The 25,529-nt window shown below is 64.0% G+C and carries 22 protein-coding genes; 19 read left to right on the top strand and 3 right to left on the bottom strand.

Going from position 1 to position 25,529, the window contains the following annotated elements:
- The first annotated feature begins 1 nt into the window (after position 1).
- The 3 genes from JOE27_RS02480 to JOE27_RS02470 all read left to right on the top strand — a co-directional run bounded on the left by JOE27_RS02480 (position 2) and on the right by JOE27_RS02470 (position 2,665).
- A complete protein-coding gene (locus tag JOE27_RS02480) occupies positions 2–469 on the top strand; it encodes a DoxX family protein (protein ID WP_204917750.1) in 468 nt (155 codons plus the stop codon).
- Between the two features lie 138 nt (positions 470–607).
- Positions 608–1,948 (top strand): MATE family efflux transporter, encoded by a 1,341-nt coding sequence (locus JOE27_RS02475; RefSeq protein ID WP_119688796.1) that lies wholly within the window; start codon positions 608–610, stop codon positions 1,946–1,948.
- Positions 1,949–2,020: 72 nt separating this feature from the next.
- Positions 2,021–2,665 (top strand): TetR/AcrR family transcriptional regulator, encoded by a 645-nt coding sequence (locus tag JOE27_RS02470; RefSeq protein WP_204917748.1) that lies wholly within the window; start codon positions 2,021–2,023, stop codon positions 2,663–2,665.
- An 8-nt stretch (positions 2,666–2,673) separates the two neighbouring features.
- Here the strand turns inward: JOE27_RS02470 and JOE27_RS02465 are convergent, their stop codons facing one another.
- Both JOE27_RS02465 and JOE27_RS02460 read right to left on the bottom strand, forming a co-directional pair.
- Entirely contained in the window at positions 2,674–5,328 is a 2,655-nt protein-coding gene (locus JOE27_RS02465) for a glycoside hydrolase family 3 C-terminal domain-containing protein (protein WP_239539387.1), read from the bottom strand.
- Positions 5,329–5,404: 76 nt separating this feature from the next.
- Entirely contained in the window at positions 5,405–5,647 is a 243-nt protein-coding gene (locus JOE27_RS02460) for a hypothetical protein (protein ID WP_115275108.1), read from the bottom strand.
- A 481-nt stretch (positions 5,648–6,128) separates the two neighbouring features.
- Here JOE27_RS02460 and gspE point away from each other — a divergent pair, with 481 nt between their 5' ends.
- From gspE to JOE27_RS02395, 13 genes are all read left to right on the top strand, one after another.
- Entirely contained in the window at positions 6,129–7,820 is a 1,692-nt protein-coding gene (gspE, locus tag JOE27_RS02455; RefSeq protein ID WP_115275109.1) for a type II secretion system ATPase GspE, read from the top strand.
- 1 nt (position 7,821) lies between these two features.
- A complete protein-coding gene (locus JOE27_RS02450) occupies positions 7,822–9,021 on the top strand; it encodes a type II secretion system F family protein (RefSeq protein ID WP_204917744.1) in 1,200 nt (399 codons plus the stop codon).
- 10 nt (positions 9,022–9,031) lie between these two features.
- The gene (gene gspG / locus JOE27_RS02445) at positions 9,032–9,454 is read left to right on the top strand and encodes a type II secretion system major pseudopilin GspG (RefSeq protein WP_046785525.1); all 423 of its coding nucleotides are present in this window, start codon (positions 9,032–9,034) and stop codon (positions 9,452–9,454) included.
- A 2-nt stretch (positions 9,455–9,456) separates the two neighbouring features.
- The gene (locus tag JOE27_RS02440; protein WP_046785526.1) at positions 9,457–9,897 is read left to right on the top strand and encodes a GspH/FimT family pseudopilin; all 441 of its coding nucleotides are present in this window, start codon (positions 9,457–9,459) and stop codon (positions 9,895–9,897) included.
- Positions 9,894–10,256: a type II secretion system protein gene (locus JOE27_RS02435; protein WP_204917742.1), complete on the top strand. Its 363-nt coding sequence runs from the start codon at positions 9,894–9,896 to the stop codon at positions 10,254–10,256. The genes JOE27_RS02440 and JOE27_RS02435 overlap by 4 nt, the downstream gene beginning before the upstream one ends.
- On the top strand, positions 10,253–10,858 hold the full coding sequence (locus JOE27_RS02430) for a prepilin-type N-terminal cleavage/methylation domain-containing protein (protein WP_204917740.1): 606 nt from the start codon (positions 10,253–10,255) through the stop codon (positions 10,856–10,858). The genes JOE27_RS02435 and JOE27_RS02430 overlap by 4 nt, the downstream gene beginning before the upstream one ends.
- Entirely contained in the window at positions 10,855–11,568 is a 714-nt protein-coding gene (locus JOE27_RS02425) for a type II secretion system protein GspK (protein ID WP_115275111.1), read from the top strand. The genes JOE27_RS02430 and JOE27_RS02425 overlap by 4 nt, the downstream gene beginning before the upstream one ends.
- Positions 11,556–12,605 carry a type II secretion system protein GspL gene (locus JOE27_RS02420; RefSeq protein WP_174141439.1) on the top strand — a complete coding sequence of 350 codons (1,050 nt, stop codon included), beginning with the start codon at positions 11,556–11,558 and terminating at the stop codon, positions 12,603–12,605. Before JOE27_RS02425 ends, JOE27_RS02420 begins: the two co-directional genes overlap by 13 nt.
- Entirely contained in the window at positions 12,589–13,200 is a 612-nt protein-coding gene (gene gspM, locus JOE27_RS02415; protein ID WP_115275113.1) for a type II secretion system protein GspM, read from the top strand. Before JOE27_RS02420 ends, gspM begins: the two co-directional genes overlap by 17 nt.
- Entirely contained in the window at positions 13,197–13,706 is a 510-nt protein-coding gene (locus JOE27_RS02410; RefSeq protein ID WP_125922902.1) for a type II secretion system protein N, read from the top strand. The genes gspM and JOE27_RS02410 overlap by 4 nt, the downstream gene beginning before the upstream one ends.
- Positions 13,703–15,940, top strand: coding sequence for a type II secretion system secretin GspD (gspD, locus tag JOE27_RS02405; protein WP_204917738.1), 2,238 nt, complete (start codon positions 13,703–13,705; stop codon positions 15,938–15,940). The genes JOE27_RS02410 and gspD overlap by 4 nt, the downstream gene beginning before the upstream one ends.
- A gap of 399 nt (positions 15,941–16,339) precedes the next feature.
- A complete protein-coding gene (locus JOE27_RS02400; protein WP_119688787.1) occupies positions 16,340–18,472 on the top strand; it encodes an HAD family hydrolase in 2,133 nt (710 codons plus the stop codon).
- 199 nt (positions 18,473–18,671) lie between these two features.
- Entirely contained in the window at positions 18,672–19,796 is a 1,125-nt protein-coding gene (locus tag JOE27_RS02395; protein WP_046785533.1) for a mechanosensitive ion channel family protein, read from the top strand.
- Positions 19,797–19,820: 24 nt separating this feature from the next.
- Here the strand turns inward: JOE27_RS02395 and JOE27_RS02390 are convergent, their stop codons facing one another.
- A complete protein-coding gene (locus JOE27_RS02390) occupies positions 19,821–20,201 on the bottom strand; it encodes a termination factor Rho (RefSeq protein ID WP_119688785.1) in 381 nt (126 codons plus the stop codon).
- A gap of 215 nt (positions 20,202–20,416) precedes the next feature.
- Here JOE27_RS02390 and JOE27_RS02385 point away from each other — a divergent pair, with 215 nt between their 5' ends.
- Genes JOE27_RS02385 through JOE27_RS02375 form a run of 3 tightly spaced genes read left to right on the top strand, consistent with a single transcriptional unit; the run spans position 20,417 to position 25,526 of the window.
- Positions 20,417–21,892, top strand: a complete 1,476-nt coding sequence (locus tag JOE27_RS02385; RefSeq protein WP_204917735.1) for an MFS transporter — start codon at positions 20,417–20,419, stop codon at positions 21,890–21,892.
- 16 nt (positions 21,893–21,908) lie between these two features.
- Positions 21,909–23,762 (top strand): ABC transporter ATP-binding protein, encoded by a 1,854-nt coding sequence (locus tag JOE27_RS02380; protein WP_115275119.1) that lies wholly within the window; start codon positions 21,909–21,911, stop codon positions 23,760–23,762.
- A gap of 3 nt (positions 23,763–23,765) precedes the next feature.
- Complete coding sequence (locus JOE27_RS02375; RefSeq protein WP_204917734.1) at positions 23,766–25,526, top strand: S8/S53 family peptidase; 1,761 nt, start codon at positions 23,766–23,768, stop codon at positions 25,524–25,526.
- Positions 25,527–25,529 lie beyond the last annotated feature (3 nt).

The following is a 25,529-nucleotide window of genomic DNA, read 5'->3' as shown; positions in this document are numbered from 1 at the left end:
CATGGACACCTTGCACCCTACTGCGCCGGCCACTGGCCTGCGCCAACGCTGGAACGGCCTTGCCGACCGCCTGCAACGGCTGCTCAACGACAGTGCGTTGTGCCTGGTCGCACGGCTGGGCATCGCCTCGATATTTTTCCTGTCAGGCCGCACCAAGGTCGAAGGCTTGCTGAGCATCACGCCCAGTACCTACGAGCTGTTCCAGAGCGAGTATGCCTTGCCGCTGCTTTCGCCCTGGCTCGCAGCCCACCTGGCAACCTACGCCGAGCACCTGTTCCCACTGCTATTGGTACTGGGCCTGTTCACCCGGCTTTCAGCGCTTGCCCTGCTCGGCATGACAGCGGTCATCCAGGTGTTCGTCTACCCGGACGCCTGGCCTACTCACCTGTCGTGGGCTGGCCTGCTGCTATTGCTGATAGCCCGCGGTGCCGGCGCTCTGTCACTGGACCGGTTGCTACGGCTGAATTGAGCCCGGCCGGCCAGCTACCACGTGGCAGTTGCAGCGTGTCGGGTGAAGAACACTCACGCGGCTTTTCCGTTAAACTCTTCGCAGCCCACGTTGTCTTGGTACCGCACTGTTGCACCCACCCTAGCGGTAACCCCCAAGATGAAGCACCCCGCCACATTCACCCAAGGTTCATTGACCCACCACGTCCGGGTAATGGCGTTTACCAGTGCGCTGAGCCTGCTGGCGATTTTCCTGACCGACATTCTCACGCTCACGTATGTCGCCCTGCTGCATGACGAAGTACTCATTGCTGCGGTAGGCATCGCCAAGACCCTGGCCTTTTTCAATTCAAGCCTGGTGGCGGGCATTGTCGTCGCTGCAGGCACCATGATCTCCCGCAGGGTCGGCCAGGGTTCGAGCGCCTCGGTGCCTGTGCTGACCAGCCACATGCTGATCCTCGCCGCGCTGGTCTCGGCCAGTGTGTCTGCACTGCAGTGGTACAACCTGGACTTCTTCGCCGGCCTGGTGGGGGCCGATGCGCCCGCCTCACCGCTTGCCCGGCAATTCATTGCCATGACGCTGGTGGCGTCGGTGCTGATGGCGCTCACTCAAGCCACGGCCCAGGTGCTCCGGGCACAAGGTTTGAGCGGGCGCGCGCTGGCAGTGGTGCTGGCCAGTGCCGCCTGCCTGGCCATCGTCGACCCGATACTGATCTTTGGTCTGGACCTGAAACTGTTGGGCGCCGGCCTTTCCTGCCTGGTGGCCGCCACAGCAGGCAGCCTGACGGGCCTGTACCTGGTCAGGGCCCATGTCGGCCTTGCCACGCGCATACGCCTACGCCTGCTGCGGCTGTATGGCGCCCGCATCATGCGCATTGCCTTGCCTTACACTCTCGCTAATCTGGCGATGCCCGTTGCCCTGACCTACACCATGGCGCAACTGGCGCTGTTCGGGGTCTCGGTCATGGCCGGCATGGCGGTGATGGACAGAGTGCTGCAGATTACCTACTGCCTGTACTTCGCCTTGCCGGGCGCGCTGGTGCCGATCCTGGCACAGAATCTGGGCGCGCACCGCCATGCGCGTTCACAGGCAGCCTTGCACAGCGCCGCCAGGCTGGTGGTGGTGTACGGCCTGGTCGCCTGGGCAGTGCTGGCAAGCGCCGCGCCGTGGCTTGGCCATGCCTTCGCGCTGTCAGGCCCGGGGCAGGCGCTGATCGAGGACCTGTGCCGGTACGGGCCGGGGCTGTGGGTCATCATGGGCCTGGACTTCATCGCCATTTCGCTGTTCATCTGCCGTGGCCAGGCAGGGTGGGTGGCCTTCTACGCCTGGCTTCGCGCCACCTTGGGTACCCTGCCCTTCGTCACCGCAGGCGCAGCGCTGCAGGGTGCCAGCGGCATCATGCTCGGGCTGTGGGTCGGCAATGCCCTGGTCGCACTGGCCAGCGTCGCAACGGCCATCCTGATCAACCGCCCAGGCGCATACCGGGCGCACGAACCCTAGAACTTTTGCCATAATCGCCCTCGCCGCTTCAGCGGAACCGGCACACCACCCACTACAGCTTGAAGTTGGTTTATGTCAGGTCAGGATCACGAAACCGAAGCGTCCAGCGCACCGGTCACCAAACGCCGCCGTGCCCCCAAGGGCGAGATGCGCCGCGCCGCCCTGCTGGATGCGGCCACCGCCGTGTTCGCCAAAGACGGTTATGCGGCAGCCTCCATGCGCGATGTGGCCGAAATCGCCGGCATCACCACGGTCGGGCTGTTGCATCACTTCCCCAACAAGGTGTCGTTGCTGCAGGCCTTGCTCGATCGGCGCGATCGGCGAGTGACGGAGAAGTTTGCCGAGCTGGAGATGGCGCCGACGCTTGCGAACTTCCTGGCGTTCGTGCGCATGAGCATGAATTTCAGCGTGCAGAACCTGCTTGAATGCCAGGCTTCGATGATGATCAGCGTCGAAAGCCTGTCCGAGCAGCACCCGGCCTGGCCTTGGTACAAGGAGAAATTCGCACTGACCCACGCCCACGCCCAGGCGCACCTGGCGGCGCTGGTCGAGCATGGCGAGGTGCGCAAGGACATTGATGCGAAGGCGTTGGCGACCGAGATCTTCGCCGTGATGGATGGCCTGCAGATCCAGTGGCTGCGCGCCCCGGACCAGGTCGACGTCGAAGCGGTCTTCGACGCCTACCTGCTACGCCTTGCCTCTTGCATCAAGGCCTAGTGCGACGGTCAGTAAGCCTGGCTGTCGCTGACCTGCACCGCCGCTTGCAGCGGTGCCGGTAGTGGGTTGCTGTCACGCGTGGTCAAGTGTTGCGGCATGAGCGTGACCAGCGTGCGCTGCAGCGTGAGGTTTTCCGAGTCCGGGCCGACCCACACCTTGAACTTGCCGGCATCGACGTCCCAACTGTCGGTGTTCTGTACGAAGTACGCCAGCGAGCGCGAGTCGATCGGTAGGCTCACGGTCTTGCTCTGGCCCGGCTCCAGGTACACCTTGGTAAAGCCCTTGAGCTCCTTCTTCGGGCGGTCGACTTGCGGGGCGATCGGCTGAATGTACAGCTGCGCGACCTCAAAGCCCGCCTTGTCACCCGTGTTGGTCAGGGTGAACGTGGCGTTCACGGTGTTGCCCGGGGTCATCACATTGGTCGAGAGCTTCAAGTCCGAATAGCCGAACGTGGTGTACGACAAGCCGAAGCCGAACGGGTAAAGCGGTTTGGCGTGCTTCTTGTCATAGCCGCGGTACCCCATGTAAAGCCCCTCGCTGTAGTCGATCTCGGTCAGCGGGTTGTCGCCACGGTAGGCGGCCGGGTCCGGGTAGGACGCGTAACTTGGGTTGTCTTCGATCTTCTTGTCGATGGTCACTGGCAGCTTGCCCGACGGGTTCACCTTGCCATACAGGATTTCAGCCAGTGCCTGGCCGCCCTGTTGCCCCGGGAACCAGGCATGCAACGCTGCGCCAACCTTCTTGGCCCACGGCTGCATGTCGGCCACGCCGCCGCCATGGGTGACGACGATGGTGTTCGGGTTGGCCTTGGTGACGAATTTGATCAACTCGGCCTGCTGGTCCGGCAGCGCGTAGCCGTGGTCGGAGCCTTCACCCTCGTTCTCGTAGTTGGTGCCTGCGGCGATCACCACGGCATCGTAGCTGGCGATGTCCTTCGGCGGTCGCAGGGACGCCCAGCTCATCTGAACGCCTGCCAGGCCGCCCAGTGCCGGCGTGAAGTTGCCTTGCACACGGCGGTACTCAAGCTTGACGTTGTAGGACTTGCCCGCCACCAGGGCAGCGCTCTTGCCCGAAGTGGTCAGCGCGTTGACCACATCAGAGGAGTACGGCACGCCGTCGCTCTGCACCACCAGCTTGCCATCGACCCAAAGCTTGTAAGGGCCGTCGGCGCGCACCTTGAACACATGCGCACCCGAGACGGTCGGCTTGATCGTCGCACTGAAGCGCGCGGAGAACGCCCCGGCTGTCGGGCTGAAGCCGGACACGGCAGTGGTGCCGGCGCTGGTTTCGTTGGTGCTGGTGGTCCAGTTGAGGTTCACGCCCGGCTCGATGCGGGTCAGTACCGGGTTGCCGCTGAGGCTGGTGTTGCTGAAATACTCGGCCTTCACCCCGGCATTGCTGACGCCGCTGCCGGACGAGGTCGGCTGGTACCAGACTGCCGCCTTGGGGTTCAGGCTCAACGCCGACAGGTAAGTGACATTGGCGCTGTTCGACGCCAGTTGCTGCAGCCCGCTGAGTTCGGTCACGTAGCTGTTGGGTGGCGAGTTGGCGGTACCGAACGGCGAGGCAGGCGCCTGGTTGGCCCAGTCGCCGATCACTGCGATTCTGGCGGTGCGCGCCAGCGGCAGCAGCGGCTTGCCAGCAGCGGTATCGGCGTTGCGCAACAGCACGATGCCTTCACGTGCAGCGTTCAGCGAGGCGCGCTGACCGTACTCGGTGTGCTCCAGCGTCTTTGCCGTGTTGAGGTTTTCCTGGAAGTCGTAGCTGACCACCGCACGCAGGTTGCGCTTGACCTTGTCGTCGATGACGTTCTGGGTCAGCTGGCCGCTCCACAGGTACGGCAGCAGGTTGGCCTCGGTGAACTGCAGGCCCGAAGGCATGTCCAGGTCGGTGCCGGCCCATGCGCCCTTGAACGGGTCGTGAATGGCATTGAAGTCACTGATAACGGTGCCCTGATAACCCCACTCGCCTTTGAGCACCTCGGTGATCAGGTGGTGGTTTTCGCAGGCGTAGTCGCCGTTGACCTTGTTGAACCCGCACATGATCGACGCCACGTTGGCGTTCTTGACCATCGACTCGAAGCCGGGCAAGTACAGCTCACGCAGCGTGCGCTCATCGGCCACGACATTGACCGCCTGGCGATTGGCCTCCTGCTCGTTGGCCAGGTAGTGCTTGCCACTGGCCTGGATCCCTTGGGCCTGGATGCCGTTGACGATGGCCGGCGCCAGCACCGCGCCAAGGAACGGATCCTCGCCACTGACGTATTCGGCCGAACGCCCGTTGTAGGGCGTGCGGTACAGGTTCACCCCGGGCGAGAGCATCTGCTGGCCGCCGGAAATACGCGTTTCATAGGCAATGGCCAGGCCGAACTCTTTGGCCCGGTTGATGCTCCAGGTGGCGGCCAGGGCCGACTGCGAAGGGTACTGTGCGCCAAAGGTGGCGTTATTGACGTGCACGCCCATGGACGAGTCGTACGCCACCGTGCCCTGGATCCCCCACTTGAGCAGCGACGGGATCATGTGGCCGTCGTTGACCCGGGTGAAGTTGATCTTCTCGGCCTGGTTCATGTTGTCCAGGATGGAGCTGACCCGGGCCTCCACCTCGTTGCCGGTGGCCGGCCCGGCCGCCAAAGCGCCCGAGGCCTGCATGACGCCGAGCGCCATCAGGCTCACGGCCTGTTTGAAATGTTTCACGGGTTGAATCCTCAAGAACAGAATGGGAGCAGGCAAACCTGCGGCCTTACGGCTGGCTGACCAGCGCCGGCGCATCAGCGGTGTCTACCGGCGCGTCGACAAAGGCATTGGCATCAGTGGCGCCCTTTGCAACATCGCTGACACCGGACAGTTGCTCGCGCTGGCTGTCCAGTTGTTCACGGGCTTCATAAGCCGCTGTACCAGAAGTGGCGCCGTTTGTATCTGCGAAGGCATTTGGCACAGTGGCCAGCAGTGCCGAACAGGCGAACGGCAGCAGTAGTCTATTCATCGAATAGTTCTCAAAAAAGAATGCAGGGATTAGCGGGCCGCAAACAGCGCCCGGCCGGCGCGTAAGTCTGGGCAGTTAACTGAAAAGTTCAAGCGCTCATGAAGTGCACAGTGGGCAACGCATCAAAAAACCAAAAAAACCACGCCAAATAACATCGAAATATAAAGAATAGAATTACATTAAACACATGCTAAGAGCACAAATGTATTAGTAGATTCCAATATTTATTGTTATCGTGGTTTTTTCATGCTTTTTTTGAGCATTTACGGCAAGCATCAACCTTCTATTAAACCTAGTTGCAATTAGGTTTAGCGGGGTGATATGCTTCAGAGACCGTTGAAAACAGCCAGCTAATTCATACTGAACAAACCAAAAATATAGGCTGTTGCAACGGTTAAAATTCCAAAGTATTCTCCGGGCCACCTCAGGCCTGACAAGTAGTAAAGTGCCGCTATATAGCCAGCACTTGCACTAAGCCATCATGATGAAATCAACTATCCCCTCTGCTGACGATATATGTGAGTGGCTGCTCAATGCTGGCGCATTGCAACCGGCTGATATGAATCGTGCCGCACGCTTGGGCGTGGCGCAGGCAATGGGCGAACATGAAAAACTGCGCACCTTGCTGCGCCTGGGTGCAGTAAGAGAGCAGCAAATGGCCGCGGCCTACGCCGAGTTGCTGGGCGTGCCCAGGCTGGACAGGCAGCGTGTCGACTCACCGCCTGTGGCCACTGAACGCTTTGCCCGCCACTACGGCGTGGTCACCCTCAGCGAAAGCAGCAGCCACTTGCAGGTCGCCGCCGCCGTGCCGCTTTCGGCCTACGCGCTGAACGCACTCGGTTACCAGGCGGCAAAACAGGTAGAGCTGGTGGTAGGGACCAGCGACGAGATCACCGCCCTGATCGAACAGGCCTACGGTGAAGGCCGCTCGGCCATGGGCGCGCTGATCCAGACCCTGGACGACGACAGCATCGACGAAGGCGACATCGAACAGCTCAAGGACATGGCCTCCGAGGCGCCAGTGATCCGCCTGGTCAACCTGATGCTGCAACACGCCGTCGACCGTCGCGCTTCGGATATCCACGTAGAACCGTTCGAAACCCAGCTGAAAGTGCGCTACCGGGTCGACGGCGTGCTGGTCGAAGGCGAAGCACCACCGGCCGGCTACGCCGCGGCGGTCATCTCGCGGCTGAAGATCATGGCCCGGCTGGATATCGCCGAGCGCCGCCTGCCGCAGGATGGGCGGATCATGCTGCGCATTCAGGGCCGCGAGCTGGACTTGCGGGTCTCGACCGTGCCGACCAGTTTTGGCGAGTCGGTGGTGATGCGCCTGCTGGACCGGCAAACCGTGAGTTTCGACTTCGCCAGCCTGGGCATCCGTGGCCCCACCCTGCACAGCATCGAGCATCTGCTGGCGCGCCCCCATGGCATCTTCCTGGTCACAGGGCCCACCGGCTCGGGCAAGACCACCACCCTTTACACCGCGTTGTCGGGCCTGAACACCGCCGAACGCAAGATCATCACCGTGGAAGACCCGGTCGAATACCAGCTCACCGGCATCAACCAGATCCAGGTCAAGCCTGCCATCGGCCTGGGGTTTGCCACGGCATTGCGCTCGATCGTGCGCCAGGACCCGGACGTGATCATGATCGGTGAAATGCGCGACCTGGAAACCTGCCGCATCGCCATCCAGTCATCGCTGACCGGGCACCTGGTACTGTCGACCCTGCACACCAACAGCGCCGCCGCCAGCATCACCCGCCTGCTGGACATGGGCGTCGAAGGTTACCTGCTCGCCTCCACCCTGCAGGGCATCCTTGCCCAGCGCCTGGTGCGCCGCCTCGACCCGGCCACCCGTATCGCCTTCCAGGCACCGGCCGAACTGGTCGAACGCCACCAACTGGCCCGCTATACGCAACAGCGTCCGATCATGCTGTACCGCCCAGACGAGCAGGCGCCGGGCGGCGGTTACCATGGGCGCAGCGCGATCACCGAACTGCTGGTCATGGACGAAGACCTGCGCGGCATGCTCATGCGCCAGACCGATGCCGCCACACTGGAGGCCCACGCCCGTCGCAACGGGCTGGTGACCCTCTATGAGGACGGCCTGCGCCAGGCCCTGGCCGGCGTCACCTCGCTTGAAGAAGTGCTGCGCGTCACGGGTGGTGATTGAGGTGCCGACCTTTTCCTATACCGCGCTCGACAGCGAAGGCCGCAAGCAGCAAGGCGAACTGGACGCCAGTGACCGTGACCACGCCGCTCGCCAGTTGCAACGGCGCGGCCTGCTCATCCTGCAGCTCAGGCAGGGCAGCCGCCTGCTGCGTTCGGGCAAGGCGCGCAGCGTGTTCCAGCCGGTGGAACTGATCACCATCACCCAGCAGCTCACTACCCTGCTCAGCGCCGGGCAACCGCTGGACCGGGCGCTGGGCACCGTGCTGAAGAACGTGCGCAGGCCCGCCGCCAAGGCTGTGCTGGAGCGGGTGCGCGAGCAGGTCAAAGCCGGCTTGCCGCTGTCCCAGGCGCTTGAAGAACACCCCGGCAGTTTCTCACCGTTCTACACCAGCCTGGTGCGGGCCGGCGAGGCCGGCGGTGTACTCGAAGTGACCCTGGCCCAGCTTGCCGGCTACCTGGAACAAAGCCACAAACTGCGTGGCGAAGTGATCAACGCGCTGATCTACCCGGCTTTCCTGGTGATCGGTGTGGTCGGCTCGCTGGCGCTGCTGCTGGCCTATGTGGTGCCGCAATTCGTACCGATCTTCCAGGACCTGGGCGTGCCCATCCCGCTGGTGACCCGCGCCGTGCTGGCCATGGGCGAATTCGTCAATGCCTGGGGGCTGACCTGCCTGCTGACGCTGCTCGGCGCCGGATGGCTTGGCCTGGCCGCACGGCGTGACCCGCGCAGGCGCATCGCCCAGGACCTGCGCCTGTGGCGCAACCGCCTGTTCGGCCCGCTGCTGCAGCGCCTGGAAACCGCACGCCTGGCGCGCACCTTGGGCACCTTGTTGAGCAACAGCGTCACCCTGCTCGGTTCACTGGCGATCGGCCGCGAAGTCAGTGCCAACCATGCACTGCGCGAGCATGTGGAGCGCACCACCGACCAGGTCAGGCAAGGCAGCAGCCTGAGCCTTGCGCTATCGGCAGAGGCCCTGCTGCCGGAGCTTGCCCTGCAGATGATCGAAGTCGGTGAACAGTCGGGCACCCTCGGCGCGATGCTGCTCAAAGTCGCCGATGTCTACGACCTTGAAGCCAAACGCACCATCGACCGCCTGCTCGCGGCGCTGGTGCCCACCCTGACCATCGTCATGGCGGTGATGGTGGCGGCAATCATGCTCGCCATCATGCTGCCGCTGATGAGCCTTACCAGCAATATCTAGGAAACCGCCCATGCCCTCCAAGCAACGCTTCAACGCCCGCCAAGCGGGCTTCACCCTGCTCGAAATGCTTGCCGTGATCGTGCTGCTGGGCATTGTCGCGACCATCGTGGTGCGCCAGGTCGGCGGTAACGTCGACAAGGGCAAGTACGGTGCCGGCAAGGCGCAGTTGGCCAGCCTGAGCATGAAGGTCGAAAGCTATGCCCTGGATGTCGGGGCGCCGCCGGCAACCCTTGAACAACTGCTAAAAAAGCCGGCCAACGCCAGCCGCTGGGCCGGGCCGTATGCCAAGCCCTCGGACCTGGTCGACCCCTTTGGCCATGGTTTCGCTTACCACTTCCCCGGTAGCCACGCCAGCTTCGACCTGATCTTCCTCGGCCAGGATGGCGCGGTCGGTGGCGAAGGCTACAAGGCCGACGTGGGCAACTGGGAATAAGCATGGCAGCGCGCCCGCCCCGTGAACGCGGCTTTACCCTGTTCGAACTGCTGATCGTTATCGTGCTGGTCGGGGTTGCCACGTCGATCCTGGCCGTTGGCATTGGCCGGGGCATGCTGGTGGCCCATGAGCGCAGTGCATTGGCAAACATGGTGTCGGCGCTGCGTAGCGCCCGCGTGCAGGCCATCGCCAGCGGGCAACCGGTGCGCGCGAGCTTCGACCTGCAGCGCAGGCAGGTGCAGGCACCCGGGCGCACGCCCCAGGGCTGGCCCGAAGACTTCACCGTGCGCCTGCAGACGGCCCGCGGCCTGGGGGCGGGCTTTGAGTTCTACCCCGATGGCGCGGCCAGCGGCGGCAACATCCTGATCAGCCGCGGCCAGGCGCGTTGGCGCATCGACGTCAGCTGGCTCACCGGCAGTGTGCAAGTGCGGGAGTTGCCATGAACCGTCAGCGCGGTTTCACCCTGCTGGAGATGCTGGCAGCGATTGCCCTGCTGGTGGTGGCCTCGAGCATCCTGCTGGGCGCATTCGCCCAGAGCAGCCGCTCACTGGCGCAGGTAGAGCGCAGCGACCGCCACAGCGCGGCGGCGCGTTCGCTGCTGGACGACTTCGACCTGGGCCCGCTTGCCGTGGGCCAGCAACGGGGGAGCTGGCAGGGCATCGACTGGGTGCTGGACGTCACCCTGGAGCAGGCAGTGCCCACACGCCTTGACCTGTACCGGCTGGACCTTACCCTGAGCGAGAGCGGGCACACCTGGCGCTACAGCACCCTGCGCGCACGCGCGCCAGGCAGTGGAACATGAAGCGCCAGGCAGGCTTTACCCTGCTGGAGATCCTGGTGGTCATCAGCCTGCTGGGGTTGCTGCTGGGGCTGGTCGGTAGCGCCCTGGTGGCGGCCAACCGCTCAGTGGCAAAGGCCGAGCGCTACAGCGCCCGGCTCGATGAACTGCGTGCAACCCAGCGGTTCCTGCGCCAGGCGCTGGGCCAGGTGTTGCCATTGACCGCAGCGACCGGCCAGGGCGCCCACACCGCAACATTCGAAGGGCAAAACGACACAGTGGTGTTTTTCGCCCCGCTGCCAAGCTCTGTAGGCGGGGGGATCTACCGCCAGCGCCTGCAACTGCGTCAAGGGCGCCTGGAGATCCGGTTGGCCAGGCTGCAAGGTCAACGCCTGCAGGCCTGGGGCGAACCCCAGCGCTTGCTGGAGGGGGTCAAAGGGCTGCACCTGAATTACCGCGGCTACTCCCCGCTGGGCAAAGCCACCGGCTGGATGCCCCAGTGGCCGTGGCCCGAGCGGCTGCCCCAGGCAGTACGCGTGGCGGTGCAACTGCAAGGCACTCAGGCCTGGCCGCTGCTGCAGGTCAACCTGCTGCTTGACCTGTCCGGCGACGGTGGCCGGCCATGAGCCGCCAGCGCGGTGCGGCCCTGTTGCTGGTGCTCTGGGTCGTCGGTTTGCTGAGCGTGCTGCTCGGCGGTTTGGCGGTATCGGTCCAACTGCAGCAGCGCCAGGCCCGCTGGCAAGGCAACCAGACCCAGGCCGGGCTCGCCGCCCAGGCAGGCTTCAACCTGGCCGTGGCCAACCTGCTGCGCGACGGCCAGGCGCGCTGGCTCGCCGATGGCCAAGTCCACGTGGCCCACTTTGCAGGCAGCACGCTGCACATCAGTGTGGTCAGCGAACGGGGCAAGCTGGACCTCAACGCAACACCTTCAACGAGCCTGGCAAAACTGCTGCGTGCCAGTGGCGCCACCGCCGAACGCTCGAAAATCATCACTCAGGCTTTAAGGACGAGGCGCAACCAGGTACCCCTGCGAATGCTCGAAGAATTTCGCGAACTGCCCGGCATGAGCTACGCCGTCTATGACCGTGCCCTGCCCTTCATCACCGTCTGGTCGGGCAATGCCCAGCCCGACCCCAGCCTGGCATCACCCACACTGGCCAGTGTGCTGGGCCTGCCCCACTATCACGGGCCCGCGCCGGATGGCGGGCCGATCCTCACCGTCACCAGCCAGGCCACCTTGCCCGGCGGCTTTCAGTCACGCCTGAAGGCAACCTTCGTGCTGCTGCCGGCCTACGCCGGTGGCAAGCCTTACCGGGTATTGAGGTGGCAGGATTGATCCGCCTGGCAAAACACTGTGCGGCACGCTGGGGCAGCCAACAGCAGCTTTACCAGGCACGCTGGCGGGCCAGCCGTGCCCGGCACTGGCTCAGCGCATGGCGGGCCGAGCTGCTGGGCATGCTCCCGCAGGCGATCGCCGCGCGCCTTGGCAACGGTAATACGCCGCAGGTGCTGCCATGGCCTTTGCCTGCCGATTGCGAGCACGGCCAGCCTGCCGTTCTGCTGCTGCCTGCCTCGCACGTGCTGACGCAGCACATCGAGTTGCCCGTCGCCGCCACGCGCAACCTGATGCAGGTGCTGGCCTACGAAATCGATCGCTACACGCCGTATACCGCCGACCAGGTCCATTTTGTCGCCCGCGTGGCGCAGCGCCGCGCACCACAGGCCCAGGTTGAACTGGTGGCCATCGCACGCAGCACCCTGGACACCCTGCTGGTTGCCTGTGGCGAACAGGGTGTGCACCTGGTCGGCATCGATGCACTGGACGCCCGCGGCGAACGCCTGATGATCGACTTGCTGCCGGCCGAAAGCGCCCGCACGCGGTCACGCCCAGGCCAGCTGGGCCGCTGGCTGTGGCTTGGCTGTGCAGCCTGTTGCGTAATGCTTGGCGCAGCCTGGCTGGAGCGCCGCCAAGGCGAGGTCCAGGCCATGCAGCGCGAAGTGGCGGCACAACGCGAGGCCGCCCAGCAGGTGCAGCACTTGCGCCAGGCCCTGGACACCACGCTGGGCGCCTCGACCTACCTGGCCAGCCTCAAGGCACAACGCCCCACTGTCACCGCGCTGCTGGCCGACCTCACCGCCTGCGTGGGCGACGACACCTGGATAGAGCAGCTGGAAGTGAGCGATGGCACGCAGGTGACGTTCACTGGCCAAAGCGAACGCACCAGTGCCTTGCTGGCGCAAGTAAAGACCTGCACCACGCTTGAGCACGCGCAGTTCAAAGGCATCATCCAGGCCGACAAAACCACGGGCCGCGAGCGCTTTTCCATCACCGCCCAGCTCAGCCAGGAGGTGCCGCATGCGCCCACTCACTAGCAGGGAACGCAAGCTCTGCGCCTTGGGCGTGCTCGCGCTGTTGCTTTGGCTGGCCTGGTACCTGGTGTTCGAATGCCTGCTGCTCGCCCCCCTGCGCAGCCTGGACGCGCAAGCCCAGACGTTGCGCGAGCAGCAACGGCGCTATGCCAGCCTAATGCTTCAGCAACCTGAACTGCAGGCCCAGTTGCAGCGCAGCCGCAACGACCCCGCCCAACGCAACAGCCTGCTGCCGGGCGAAGACCCCAACGCCGTAGCCGCCGACCTGATGCAGCGTGCCGTCGATCAGGTGAAGGCGCAGGCGCACGTCGGCCCCGGCTGCGATATCACCCAGCGCATGCCCATCGCCCCCGCCGAGCAGGGCCAGGCCGAGCCTTATCGCCCGGTCAAGGTCAGCCTGACGCTGGCCTGCGCCATCGAACCACTGGCGGCCCTGCTGCATGCACTGGAGTACGGCCAGCCCAGCCTGTTCATCGACCAGCTGAGCATACGCCGCAGTGCTGCGGCGCCAGCCAAGGGGCCTGCCGGGCGCCTGGAAGTCCACCTGCTGATACGCGGTTACCTGCACGCGCAGCCAGCAGAAGGAAGCGACTCATGATGCGTGCCGCTCATCTGGTGCTGCTGGCTGCCAATGTCAGTGCCCTCGCCGTGGTCGCCTGGATGCTTGTCGCGCCAAACCCACCGCAGTGGCTGCCGGCGCAAAAGCCGTCAGCAACGCCCGCCCACCAGCCACCGGCGCCACTGGCCGAGCTCGCCCAGCCAGTGCGTGCCGCCACCTGGGCGCACCCGATCTTCAGCGTTGACCGTCAGCCCGACCCACAGCAGCAAGGCCAGCACAGCCCTGCATTGGCCAACCTGACGCTGACCGGCGTGGTACTCGACGGGCAGTCGCGCTGGGCCTACCTGCGCGAAGGCCGCAAACCAGCCAGCAAGGTTGCGCTGGGCAGCACGCTGGCAAGCGGCTGGACCCTTACCCGGCTGACGGCGCTGAGCGCAACCTTCACCCGTGCCGGGCAACAGCACACCCTGAGCATGCCACTGCTGCGCCTGCCGCCGCCGTCCAAGGCCTCCGCCATCACTCTTCCGCGTATTGAAACCCCATGACCATGCAAGCTCCTTCACGCCACCCATTCCCTACCCTGCGTGCGCCATTGCTCGGCCTGAGTGTCGCCATCGCCCTGGCCGGTTGCGCCACCACGCAACGTGACCTGCACACCGACCCGGCGCTGCTGCAGCAGGCCTTCAGCGGCGCCGACGCCCCCGCCCCTGCGGCCACCGGCCCCGAGCCCGCTGCCGCGCCCGCTGCAACAGCCCCACGCAGCGCGCCTGGCCGGCAGATCATCACCGGCAACCAGCGTTTCATCCGCAAGGCCTCGGCAACGCCCCCCGCCGCGAAGGATGAGCAAGGCGATATCGTGTTCAACTTCACCGACCAGCCCATCGAGGCGGTGATCAACAGCGTCATGGGCGACCTGCTGCATGAAAACTACAGCATCAGCCAAGGTGTCAAAGGCAGCGTCAGTTTCTCCACCTCCAAGCCGGTCACCAAGCAGCAGGCACTGTCGATTCTGGAAACGCTGCTGTCGTGGACCGATAACGCCATGATCCGCCAGGGCGAGCGCTATGTGATCCTGCCGGCCGACAAGGCCGTCGCCGGCAAACTGGTGCCACAGGTGCCGGTCGCCCAGCCTGCCACGGGCCTCGCCGCCCGGCTCTACCCGCTGCGCTACATCGGTGCCAGCGAGATGCAGAAGCTGCTCAAGCCCTTCGTGCGTGAAAATGCCTTCCTGCTGGTCGACCCGGCTCGCAACGTGATCAGCCTGGCGGGCACCCCCGATGAACTGGCCAACTACCAGGACACCATCGACACCTTCGACGTCGACTGGCTCAAGGGCATGTCGATTGGCGTTTACGGCCTGCAACGCGCCTCGGTGGCCGAGCTCATGCCGCAGTTGCAGAAACTGTTCGGGCCCGACAGCGGCATGCCATTGTCGGACATGGTCAGGTTCATGCCCAACGAACGCACCAACTCGATCGTCGCCATCTCTGCGCAACCGGAGTACTTGCAGGAAGTCGGCGACTGGATCCGCACCATCGATGAAGGCGGTGGCAACGAACCGCAGCTGTTCGTGTACGACGTGCGCAACATGAAAGCGGCGGACCTTGCCCGATATCTGCGCCAGATCTATGGCTCGGGGCAGATAACCGACGACAAGGCGGCCAGCGTCGCGCCAGGGCTCAAGACCACCAGCCTGACCTCGCTCAACGGCACCGGCGGCCAGTCGGCCCAAGGCCTGGGCGGCACTGGCATGAGCACCCAGGCCAGTATCGGCCAGGCGCCATCGGAGGATGACTACGAGGACACTGAGCAAACCCAGGCCAGCAGCGCCGAGCCGGGCGACGGCTCGGCCAAGAGCCTTGAAGAGTCGGTGCGCATCACCGCGCAGAAAAGCAGCAACCAGCTGCTGGTACGCACGCGGCCAGCCCAGTGGAAAGAGATCGAATCGGCCATCAAGCGCCTGGACAGCCCGCCGCTGCAGGTGCAGATCGAAACACGCATCCTCGAAGTCAAGCTCACCGGCGATCTGGACCTGGGCGTGCAGTGGTACCTGGGCCGCCTGGCCGGCAATTCGTCCAGCACCACCGTCGCCAACGAAAGCGGCAGCCAAGGTGCACTGGGTGCCGGTGGCGTCGCGCTGGGCAGCGCCTCGATGTTCTACTCCTTCGTCAGCAGCAACCTGCAGGTGGCCCTGCGCGCGCTGGAAACACGCGGCCTGACCCAGGTGCTTTCGGCCCCCTCGCTGGTGGTGCTGAACAACCAGCAGGCGCAGATCCAGGTCGGCGACAACATCCCCATCAGCCAGACCACCGTCAACACCAGCAATTCCGATACCACCCTGAGCAGTGTCGAATACGTGCAGACAGGTGTCATTCTCGATGTCGTGCCACGGATCAACCCCGGTGGACTGGTGTACATGGACATCCAGCAGCAAGTGAGCGACGCCGACGACAGCGCCGTCACCACCACCCAGCCCAACCCGCGCATTTCCAGCCGTGCGGTATCGACCCAAGTGGCAGTGCAAAGCGGCCAGACGGTACTGCTGGGGGGCCTGATCAAGCAGGACAACGGCCAATCCGATACCCGTGTGCCGGGCCTGTCGAGCATACCCGGGCTGGGCTGGCTGTTCGGCAGCACCTCCAAAAGCCGTGACCGTACCGAGTTGATCGTGCTGATCACGCCAAGGGTCGTGAACAACCCCGAACAGGCGCGCCAGGTCACCGCGGATTATCGCCAGCAGATGCAGGTGCTCAGGGAGCAAGCAGCGCTGAACAGGTAGAGAACGAACCGTGCATGGTTCCCTACTGGGCCCTTGCCGGTTGCATGTCACTGCGCATCCGTGCAAGGGTAAAAAAGGAATCCCAGTTACAAACAAAGGAAGCGAAGTACCCCATGCCAGGAATCACACGTATCCATCGCTATTTGCGCTCACTGTCTGCAAACCGATCTGCAGCCAGTGGGCGTGAAGTCAAACAAGGCGCCCGAGCTGCCTCGAAGCTCGCAGACATCCTCTGCACTCCCCGCTCTGTCCCCCCTTATTTCTACGTCGCGCCGGTGCGCGGCCCTGTCGATCGCATGCCCCCTACCTGACAGCTCAAGCAGCGGTTTTTTTCGCAATGCTCGCTTGTACCCGTCTGCAAGCCGAGATGAATCACGATTCACCAAGGGGCAATACCGAATGATCTTTTTTCAGGGCAAACGCATTTTCAGCGCCATCTTCGATATGGATGGCACCATGTTCGATACCGAGCGCCTGCGCTTCAAGACGTTGAAACAAGCGTCGCTGGAAATTGCCGGCAAGGCGCTGAGCGAGCAAACATTGATCGGCTCGCTGGGCCTGAGCGCGAAGAAAGCCGAGGCCCTCGCCAAGGCCCACAACGGTGACGGCTTCCCGTACGCCCAGATCCGCCAGCGCGCCGATGAGCTTGAGCTGGAGTACGTGCGCAATCACGGCGTACCGATCAAGGCCGGCTTGCTGGAAGTGCTGGAGCGGCTACGCAAGTCTGGCCTGACCATGGCGGTCGCCACCTCCAGCCGCCGCGCCATCGCCGAGGAGTACCTGATCAATGCCAATGTACTCAAGTATTTCGACATCACCGTGTGTGGCGACGAAGTCAGCCAAGGCAAGCCCCACCCCGAAATCTTCCTGCGCGCCGCCACCGCACTCAATTGCGAGCCGAGCCAATGCTTTATGGTCGAAGACTCGGAAAACGGCATGCTTTCGGCCATCCGTGCCGAAGGCCAGGCGATCCTGATCGAAGACATCAAGCCGCCGGCTGCTGAAGTCAAAGCGGGCGCGCTGAAAGCCTACCGCAGCATGAATGAATTCCTGGCTGACTTGAGCGAGTGCGTGCCTGACCTGGGCATGCCGCAGCTTGAAGAGCCCTTTCCAGCGTCACTGAACCAGTTCCGTGTCGGCATTCACGGGTTCGGCGCCATCGGCGGCGGTTACCTGACCCAGGTGTTTTCCCATTGGGACGGCTACACCCGGCCATGTGAAATCATCGCCGCCACCCGTTCGCGCATGCTGCGCGAGACCGTTTCTGCGTTTGGCCGTTACAGCGTGCGTTACGGCGCCACCTCGTTCGACCAGACCATCGAAAATGTGCGCATGATCGACATGGACGATGCCGAGGCGGTGATCGACATGTACAACGCGGCAGAAATCATCGGCCTGAGCCTGCCGGAGCAGGCCATCCGCAAACAGGCCAAGGTGATTGCCCAAGGCTTGCTGCGACGCTTCGAGCGCCGGGGCCGTGACCTGACCATCCTGATCGTGCTGAACAAGATCGGTGGCGCCGCGTTCGTGCGCCTGCATGTGCAAGCGGAGCTGGAATTGCTGTGCACGCCGGACATCACTCAACAGATCCTGCAAAAGACCCATTTCGCTGAAACGGTGGTCAGCCGCATCGTGTCCAAGCTCAGCAACGAGGCGTTGGTCCGCCAGTTGCGCATCAAGTCGCAAATGTTCCAGAACAGCCTCGACGACGAGCCTGCACCGGCCAGCAAACCATCCGCGCCGGTACCTGAATACGAGCGCCTGATCTGTCGATTCCGGCCTTTCGCGCAGTCCAGCAACGCGATGAGCCAGTTGCACCTGATCCTGTTCAACAGCGAGCCGGACATGCCGTTGTATGTGGAGCGCGGCAGTGACCTGCTGGAGCGTCTGCGCCAGGTGAAAACGGTCGCCGACATCGCCCAGATCCAGGTCATCAAGAACCGCTTGTGGAACGGCCCTCACGCCATCATTGCCTGGTATGCAAGCCTGCTGGGCTATGACTGGGTTGGCCAGGCCATGGGCGACGATCGGGTCAGTGAACTGGCCGAGCGCCTGATCGGCCAGGAAGTCGCGCCAGCACTGGTGGCTGAGAATGCCGACATGGCAGAGGCGGTGCGCGATTTTGCCAGCACCTTCCTGGAGCGCTGCAAAACGTCGTTCAAAGACCCTTGCGCCCGTGTGGGGCGCGACCCACTGCGCAAGCTTCAGCGCAACGAGCGCATCCTGAGCAGCATCGACCTTGCCCACAAGCACGGCATCGAAACCCCCGGCCTGGCATTCGGGGCAGCACTTGGCATTCACTATGCGTTGCGCTGCAAAGACAGCAAAGACCTGGAAGCGCAGACCATCAAGCGGCTTTACCAGGACAATGGCGAAAGCGTCGAGGCTGTGCTTACCCACAAGGGCGATTACAACGGCAAGCCTTACCCGGGGTTGGACCCGGTTGGCGACGCGGCGCTGATCGAGGCCATTGCAGGGAATTTCAGGCAGTTGCAGCAGGAGCAGGATTCAGTGATGTACGCGGCGCAGTGAGGCCTGGTTCGTCGTGATATGCAGACGCCCTTGAGAGCGAGCGCCGCCCGCGCGGCGCTCGCTCTCAAGGGCGTCGAAGCGCTCAAGGCATGCAAAGGCCGAGAAAAACCCAAAATCCGATCGACCTCTCACGCCCTGTCGGCGTCCGATGAACTGCACGTGCGAATTCACTCAAGGGCAACCAGGAGGCCAATCGCTCATGAACGATCGCATCATCGAATTTTTCACCGACACCACCGTGTTCGGTATTTCCATCCTCAACCTGCTGCTGGCACTGGCTGTCGCCGCCCTGACCTTCCTGGCCACCCGGGCGGCCATCAGTTTTTTGCTCAGGCGGGTGCAACGCTGGTCCGAGCATGACGGCGCACTGAGCCAGGTAATGGCCAAAGTGCTGTCCGGCACCAGCAACTTCCTGCTGTTCCTTGCCTCTGTTCTGGTAGGCCTGAGCATGCTCGACCTGCCCGAGCGCTGGCTGAGCCGGGTGGGCAGCCTCTGGTTCGTGGTGGCGGCGCTGCAGATCGGCTTGTGGGTCAACCGCGCCATCGGCCTGGGCCTTAACCGTTACTTCGCCCGGCACAGCACCGCGGGCCTGAACCAGGGCAGCGCCCTGGCCACCCTGGCGGGGTGGGGCGCACGGGTGCTGCTGTGGTCGGTGGTACTGCTGGCCATGCTGTCGAACCTGGGCGTGAACATCACCGCCTTCGTCGCAAGCCTGGGCGTGGGCGGCATTGCCGTTGCGCTTGCCGTGCAGAACATCCTCGGCGACCTGTTCGCCTCGCTGGCGATTGCCGTGGACAAGCCGTTCGAGGTGGGCGACTTCATCGTCATCGGCGCACTGGCCGGCACCGTCGAACAGGTCGGGCTGAAGACCACGCGCATCCGCAGCCTGGGCGGTGAGCAGATCGTCATGGCCAACGCCAGCATGATCAGCAGCACCATCCAGAACTACAAGCGCCTGCAGGAGCGGCGCATCGTCTTTGAGTTCGGCCTGTCTTACGACACCCCGACCGAGGCCGTGAAAAAAGCCCCGGCCATTGTCGAGGAAGCGATCAAGGCACAAGAGCAGGCGCGTTTCGACCGCGCCCACTTGCGCGGTTTCGGCAAGGAGGCGCTGGAGTTCGAATGCGTCTACATCGTCAAGGACCCAGGCTACAACCTCTACATGGACATCCAGCAGGCCATCAACTTCCGCCTGCTCGAACGGTTCTCCAGAATCGGCGCAAAATTCGCGGTACCGGTGCGGGCGATCAAGGTCACAGCGCTGCCGCAAGGGGCCGATGCCCTGGGCCAGGGCATCGAGGGGCGGGGCTTCAAGGAGGCCTGAGCGGCACTTGGGCTCTGGCCGCTTTCAACCGTGCCTGCGCAGGGCTTCGACCAATTGGGCCTTGGTCATGCTGGAGCGCCCCTTGATGTCCTTGCTGCGGGCCTCCTTCATCAGGCTTTCCTTGGTCTGGGTCTGCAGGGACGAGCCTGATGCGCGGGCATGGCCCTGACGGGTTTTGGCCGCACGCCTGGCGGAATCAGAACGCGCGGTGCTCTTTTCGCCGGGCGTGGTCTTCTTGCCTGAGCCCCCAGCTTTCTCGCCACCTCCGGACTGCTTGTTGACGGTAGCCCATGCGCGAGCCTCGGCCTCATCCTTGGAGACCCCCTTATGCTCATAGCTTTCTTCTATGTGCTCAGCCTTGCGCTTTTGCTTTTCGGTGTATTTGTCCTTGTCTCCACGTGGCATGACATTGACTCCTCTGTGGTTGGAATTCCGGGCTGCAGGCACAACCTTGAGACCCTGTGATTTTGAGGGCGTGGGGCCGTGAATGTTCACCGTGGCATGCCAAACTGGGCTGATGGCCTGCCCCGAGCGAAACGAATCAAACTTTTATCCGCCTATGGGCTCTTCTGAAAGACGCTGACCCAACAGCCCTGCCCCGTCAGCCAACAGGACGTGCCATGACGACCCACGCCTTGCAGCAACCAGCCGGCGCTTCTGCGCAGGAGCGCTTCTACAGCACCGACATTCCGGCCCGCCTCGACCGGCTGCCGTGGACGCGTTTTCACACCTTGCTGGTCATGGCGCTGGGCATCACCTGGCTGCTCGACGGCCTTGAGGTGACCTTGGCCGGCTCGGTGTCGGGCGCCCTCAAGGCCAGCCCGACGCTGGCAATGACCAATATCCAGATCGGCCTGGCAGGCGCAGCCTACATCGCCGGGGCCGTACTGGGTGCATTGCTGTTCGGCTGGCTAACCGACCGCCTGGGGCGGCGCAAGCTGTTCTTCATCACGCTGGTGCTGTACATCGGCGCAACGGCTGCCACGGCGTTCGCCTGGGACCTGTGGAGCTTTCTGCTGTTTCGCTTGCTCACCGGGGCCGGCATCGGCGGTGAGTACACCGCCATCAATTCGACCATCCAGGAATTCACCCCGGCGCGCTATCGCGGCTGGGTCGACCTGACCATCAACGGCACGTTCTGGATCGGTGCAGCGTTGGGTGCGGTGGGCGCAGTAATTTTGCTCGACCCGGCGGTGCTGGGCGGCGAACTGGGCTGGCGGCTGTGTTTCGGCATCGGCGCGGTACTCGGTTTGCTGATCCTGCTGATGCGCCTGTGGATACCGGAAAGCCCACGCTGGTTGATGATTCACAATCAGCCGGAAGAGGCCGAACGCATCGTCGCCGCCATCGAGCGCCATTACCACCAGCGCGGCATCGCCATTCCCCCGCTGCAAAGCCCGGCCCTGCGCCTGCGCGCACGCGATCACACGCCCCTGCGCGAGGTGTTCCACAGCCTCTTCGTGGTGCACCGGCGGCGGGCACTGGTCGGGCTGACACTGCTGACCGCCCAGGCCTTTTTCTACAACGCGATCTTCTTCACCTATGCCCTGGTGCTGACCGACTTCTACAACGTGCCGGCTGCCCAGGTGGGCTGGTACATCCTGCCGTTCGCTCTGGGCAATTTCTGCGGGCCGTTGCTGCTGGGCCGGCTGTTCGACGTGGTCGGGCGGCGCATCATGATCAGCTCGACCTATCTGCTTTCCGGGGTATTGTTGGCCGGCAGCGGTTACTTGTTCCAGCAGCAACTGATCGATGTGACCGAGCAGACGATTGCCTGGATGGTGATTTTCTTTTTTGCCTCGGCAGCCGCCAGTTCGGCCTACCTTACCGTGGCAGAAACCTTCCCCCTGGAAATCCGCGCGCTGGCCATTGCCGTATTCTATGCATTCGGCACAGGGCTTGGCGGCCTGATCGGCCCGACCCTGTTCGGCGCGCTGATCGAGACCGGTGAGCGCCTGAATGTCCTGTACGGCTACCTGATCGGCGCAGCGTTGATGATCATCGCGGCACTGGCCCAGGCGCTGTGGGGCGTGGCGGCAGAACAACGGCCACTTGAACACGTGGCCAGGCCCCTGTCGCAAGTGAGCGATACCTGAACCATTCGGAGACTTTATGCTGCGCGCCTTTGAACGACGGCTCGACCCTTTCCCACCCGACGAGGCTCCACCACCCCCGGTTGGCCTGCTGCGCTTCCTGTGGGCCTGCACGCGAGGCGCGCGTGGCTATGTGCTTGCGCTCGCGCTGCTCAGTGCCGGGGTGTCGATCTATGAAGCCTGGCTGTTTTCCTTCCTGGGGCAGGTCGTCGACCTGCTGGCGGCCTGGCAGGCGGGCGGCGCTGCCGATGGGCAGGAAACCCGGGTGTTGTGGGGCATCGCCATCGTATTGCTGACCAGCATAGGCCTGGTGGCGCTGCGCACGATGGTGCAGCACCAGGTACTGGCGATCAACCTGCCGCTGCGGCTGCGTTGGGACTTCCACCGGCTGATGCTGCGTCAGAGCCTTTCGTTCTTCTCTGACGAGTTCTCCGGCCGGGTCACCACCAAAGTGATGCAGACGGCCCTGGCGGTGCGCGAGGTGTTGTTCACCATTATCGAGATCGCACCGGGCATCGGCGTGTATTTCATCGCGATCATCGCCCTGGCCGGCGGCTTCGACCTCAAGCTGATGCTGCCTTTCATTGCCTGGGTCGCGTTGTTCGGGCTGGCCATGCTGTACTTCGTGCCGCGCCTGGGGCAAGTGGGGCAGGAGCAGGCCCACGCGCGTTCGTCGATGACCGGGCGAGTGTCGGACGCCTACACCAACATCACTACGGTGAAGCTGTTCTCGCACTCCAAGCGTGAAGCGCACTTTGCGCGGGCGGCCATGGAAGACTTCAAGCTCACCGGTTTTCGCCAGATGCGCCTGGTCAGCCAGTTCGAGATCGTCAACCAGGCGCTGGTGGTCGGCCTGATCGCTGGCGCTGGCGGCTATGCCCTGTGGCTCTGGCACCAGGGCGAAGTGGGCACGGGCGCCGTTGCGGCGATTACCGCCATGGCACTGCGGGTCAACGGCATGTCGCACTGGATCATGTGGCAGATGACTTCGCTGTTCGAGAACATCGGCACCGTGCAGGATGGCATGGAAACCCTCACGCGCGGCCCGAAGGTGCAGGATGCACCGAACGCCGGAGTGCTCAAGACCACTGGCGGTGCGGTGGACTTCGACAATGTCAGCTTCAACTACAACGGCGAACGTCAGGTGCTCGATGGCCTGACGCTGCACATTCGCCCAGGCGAAAAGGTCGGCCTGGTGGGCCGTTCCGGTGCGGGCAAGTCCACGCTGATCAACCTGCTGCTGCGTTTTTACGACGTCGACAGCGGCGAAATCCGTATCGATGGGCAGAACATTGCCAAGGTCACCCAGGACAGCCTGCGCAGCGCCATCGGCATGGTCACCCAGGACACCTCCCTGCTGCACCGTTCCATCCGCGACAACATCGCCTACGGCCGCCCCGATGCGACCGAGCAACAGATACGCCGCGCCGCAGCCAACGCCCAGGCCGACGCATTCATCGAGCAGCTCAGCGACCGGCAAGGCCACAGCGGCTATGACACCTTGGTGGGTGAACGCGGCATCAAGCTTTCAGGCGGGCAGCGCCAACGCATCGCCATCGCCCGGGTCATGCTCAAGAACGCCCCGATCCTGCTGCTCGATGAAGCCACCAGCGCGCTGGATTCGGAAGTCGAGGTCGCCATCCAGGAAAGCCTCAATGAAATGATGGAGGGCAAGACGGTCATCGCCATCGCCCACCGGCTGTCGACGATCGCCGCCATGGACCGGCTTATCGTCATGGACGAGGGGCGCATCATAGAACAGGGAACCCACAGCGAACTGCTCGCCAGGAACGGCACCTATGCCAGGCTGTGGCAGCACCAGAGCGGTGGTTTCCTGGGTGAGGATCAGGGCGTGGCCGAGGCCATGGAGTAAGCCATGGGCCGTACACGCATTGCCCTTGCCCTGGCGCTGGCTGTCAGCACCGCTGCGTTCGCCGAGCAGCCGTTGCGCCTGCAACAGCTCAAACGCTGCGGCGACTTGCTGAACAGCCAGCAGCAAACCTGGTGCCTGCGCGTGCAGGGGCTTGGCCAGGCCACGCCGCAGCTGCTGCTCAGCGGCCAAGCAGTGGCCCCGGAGCGTGTCCAGCGCCAGGGGGATACCTTGCGCCTGCAACTGGACGGCACGGCCGTGCAAAGCGGCCCGCTGTGGTTGCAGGACGGCCCGCGTGCCAGCAATGCCGCCTGGCTTACCCTGCGCAACAACCATGTGCTGGCCGCAGGGCCCAAGGAAGTGGCCAGGAACATGGATGGCCTGACCACCTATGTCGATCTGGTCAGCGTGCTGATAGAAGAGGACCACGACGGCCGCCAGGAAGCCGAACGTTTGGCGCGCAAATACGGGGCCAAGGTGGTGGGCAGCATCGCTCCTCTGAACCTGTATCAGTTGCGCCTGCCCGCCCAGGACCTGGTGCAGCGTGACGCGCTGGTATTGCGCCTGGGCGGTGAAACCAGCGTGGATGCGGTGGTGGTGGAGGAATCGGCGGCCGAAGAGGCAGAACACGCCCCCACTGAGGCACCGGGGGCCAGCAAGCCTGCGCAAGGGTCGGACGAATGGGCTGCCAACCGCTTCGTCGATGCGGTGCACTACTACCAGCGGCGCATCCCGGGCCGCCAGGTGCCGGTGCTGCCCACCCCGGTTCGGGTCGGGGTGATCGAACGCAATGTCGACTTCGATACCGCAGATTTCGCCGATTACCTGGGCGCCTGCGACGGGCACCGCACCTGCGTGTATGCCCAGGATGCCAGCAAGCCGGACAACCACGGCACAACCGTCGCCGGCATTCTCGCCGCCGGCTGGGATGACGGGGGCAACACCGGCTTCCTGCGGGGGCTGGACAAGGCGGCAGGTGGTTTCGAGGTGATTGTCGAACGCAACTCCGATGCCGGTATCACCGCCAACATCGCCGCATCGGTGAACCTGGTCGAGGACGGCGTGCGCGTACTCAACTGGAGCTGGGGTATTCACCGCGTCGGTGCGCGCAACGTGCAAGGCGATGAGGTGGATTCCCTGCTGCGCTCCGGGATTGCCATGGGCGGCTATGAAGAGCTGCTCGAGGAGTTCTTTCTCTGGCTGCGCAAGGCCCATCCGGATGTGGTCGTGGTCAACTCGGCCGGCAACGGCGCCTCGTTCTCGGGCACCGACGAGTATCGCCTGCCCTCCTCCTTCATCACCGAACAACTGCTCGTGGTGGGCGGCCATCAACGTAGCGGGCAGGCTTCTGTCCCTGTCGAGTCACCGAACTACGCCGTCAAGCGCAGCACCTCGAATGTAGACATGCGCGTCGACATCACCGCCGCAGCCTGCGCCCACGCCTCGACCCGCCAGGCAGGCCAGCCCGGCGCGGTGCATTGCGGCACGTCCTATGCCACCCCGATGGTCACAGGCCTTGTGGCCGCGATGCTGTCGATCAACCCGCAGTTGCAGCCCGAGCAGCTGCGCATGCTGCTGCGCCGTAGCGCCATGACCATTGGCGGCAATCACGACTTCGAGCGAGAGGACGCCGAAGACCTCACCGCACCGATCCTGCCCTCCGAGCGCAACTTTCAGTTGCATGACCGGGACGTGGGGCGTTCTGCACGGCTGGACATGCAAAAAGCCCTGGAGCTTTCGGTACAAAGCGGTGAGCGGGTGCGCTGAGCA

It is taken from the genome of Pseudomonas sp. M5, assembly GCF_016907075.1.
In the GTDB taxonomy this organism is placed as follows: domain Bacteria; phylum Pseudomonadota; class Gammaproteobacteria; order Pseudomonadales; family Pseudomonadaceae; genus Aquipseudomonas; species Aquipseudomonas putida_E.
Note: the sequence above shows the minus strand (reverse complement) of the source record. Positions and strands in the feature narration are given on the sequence as shown.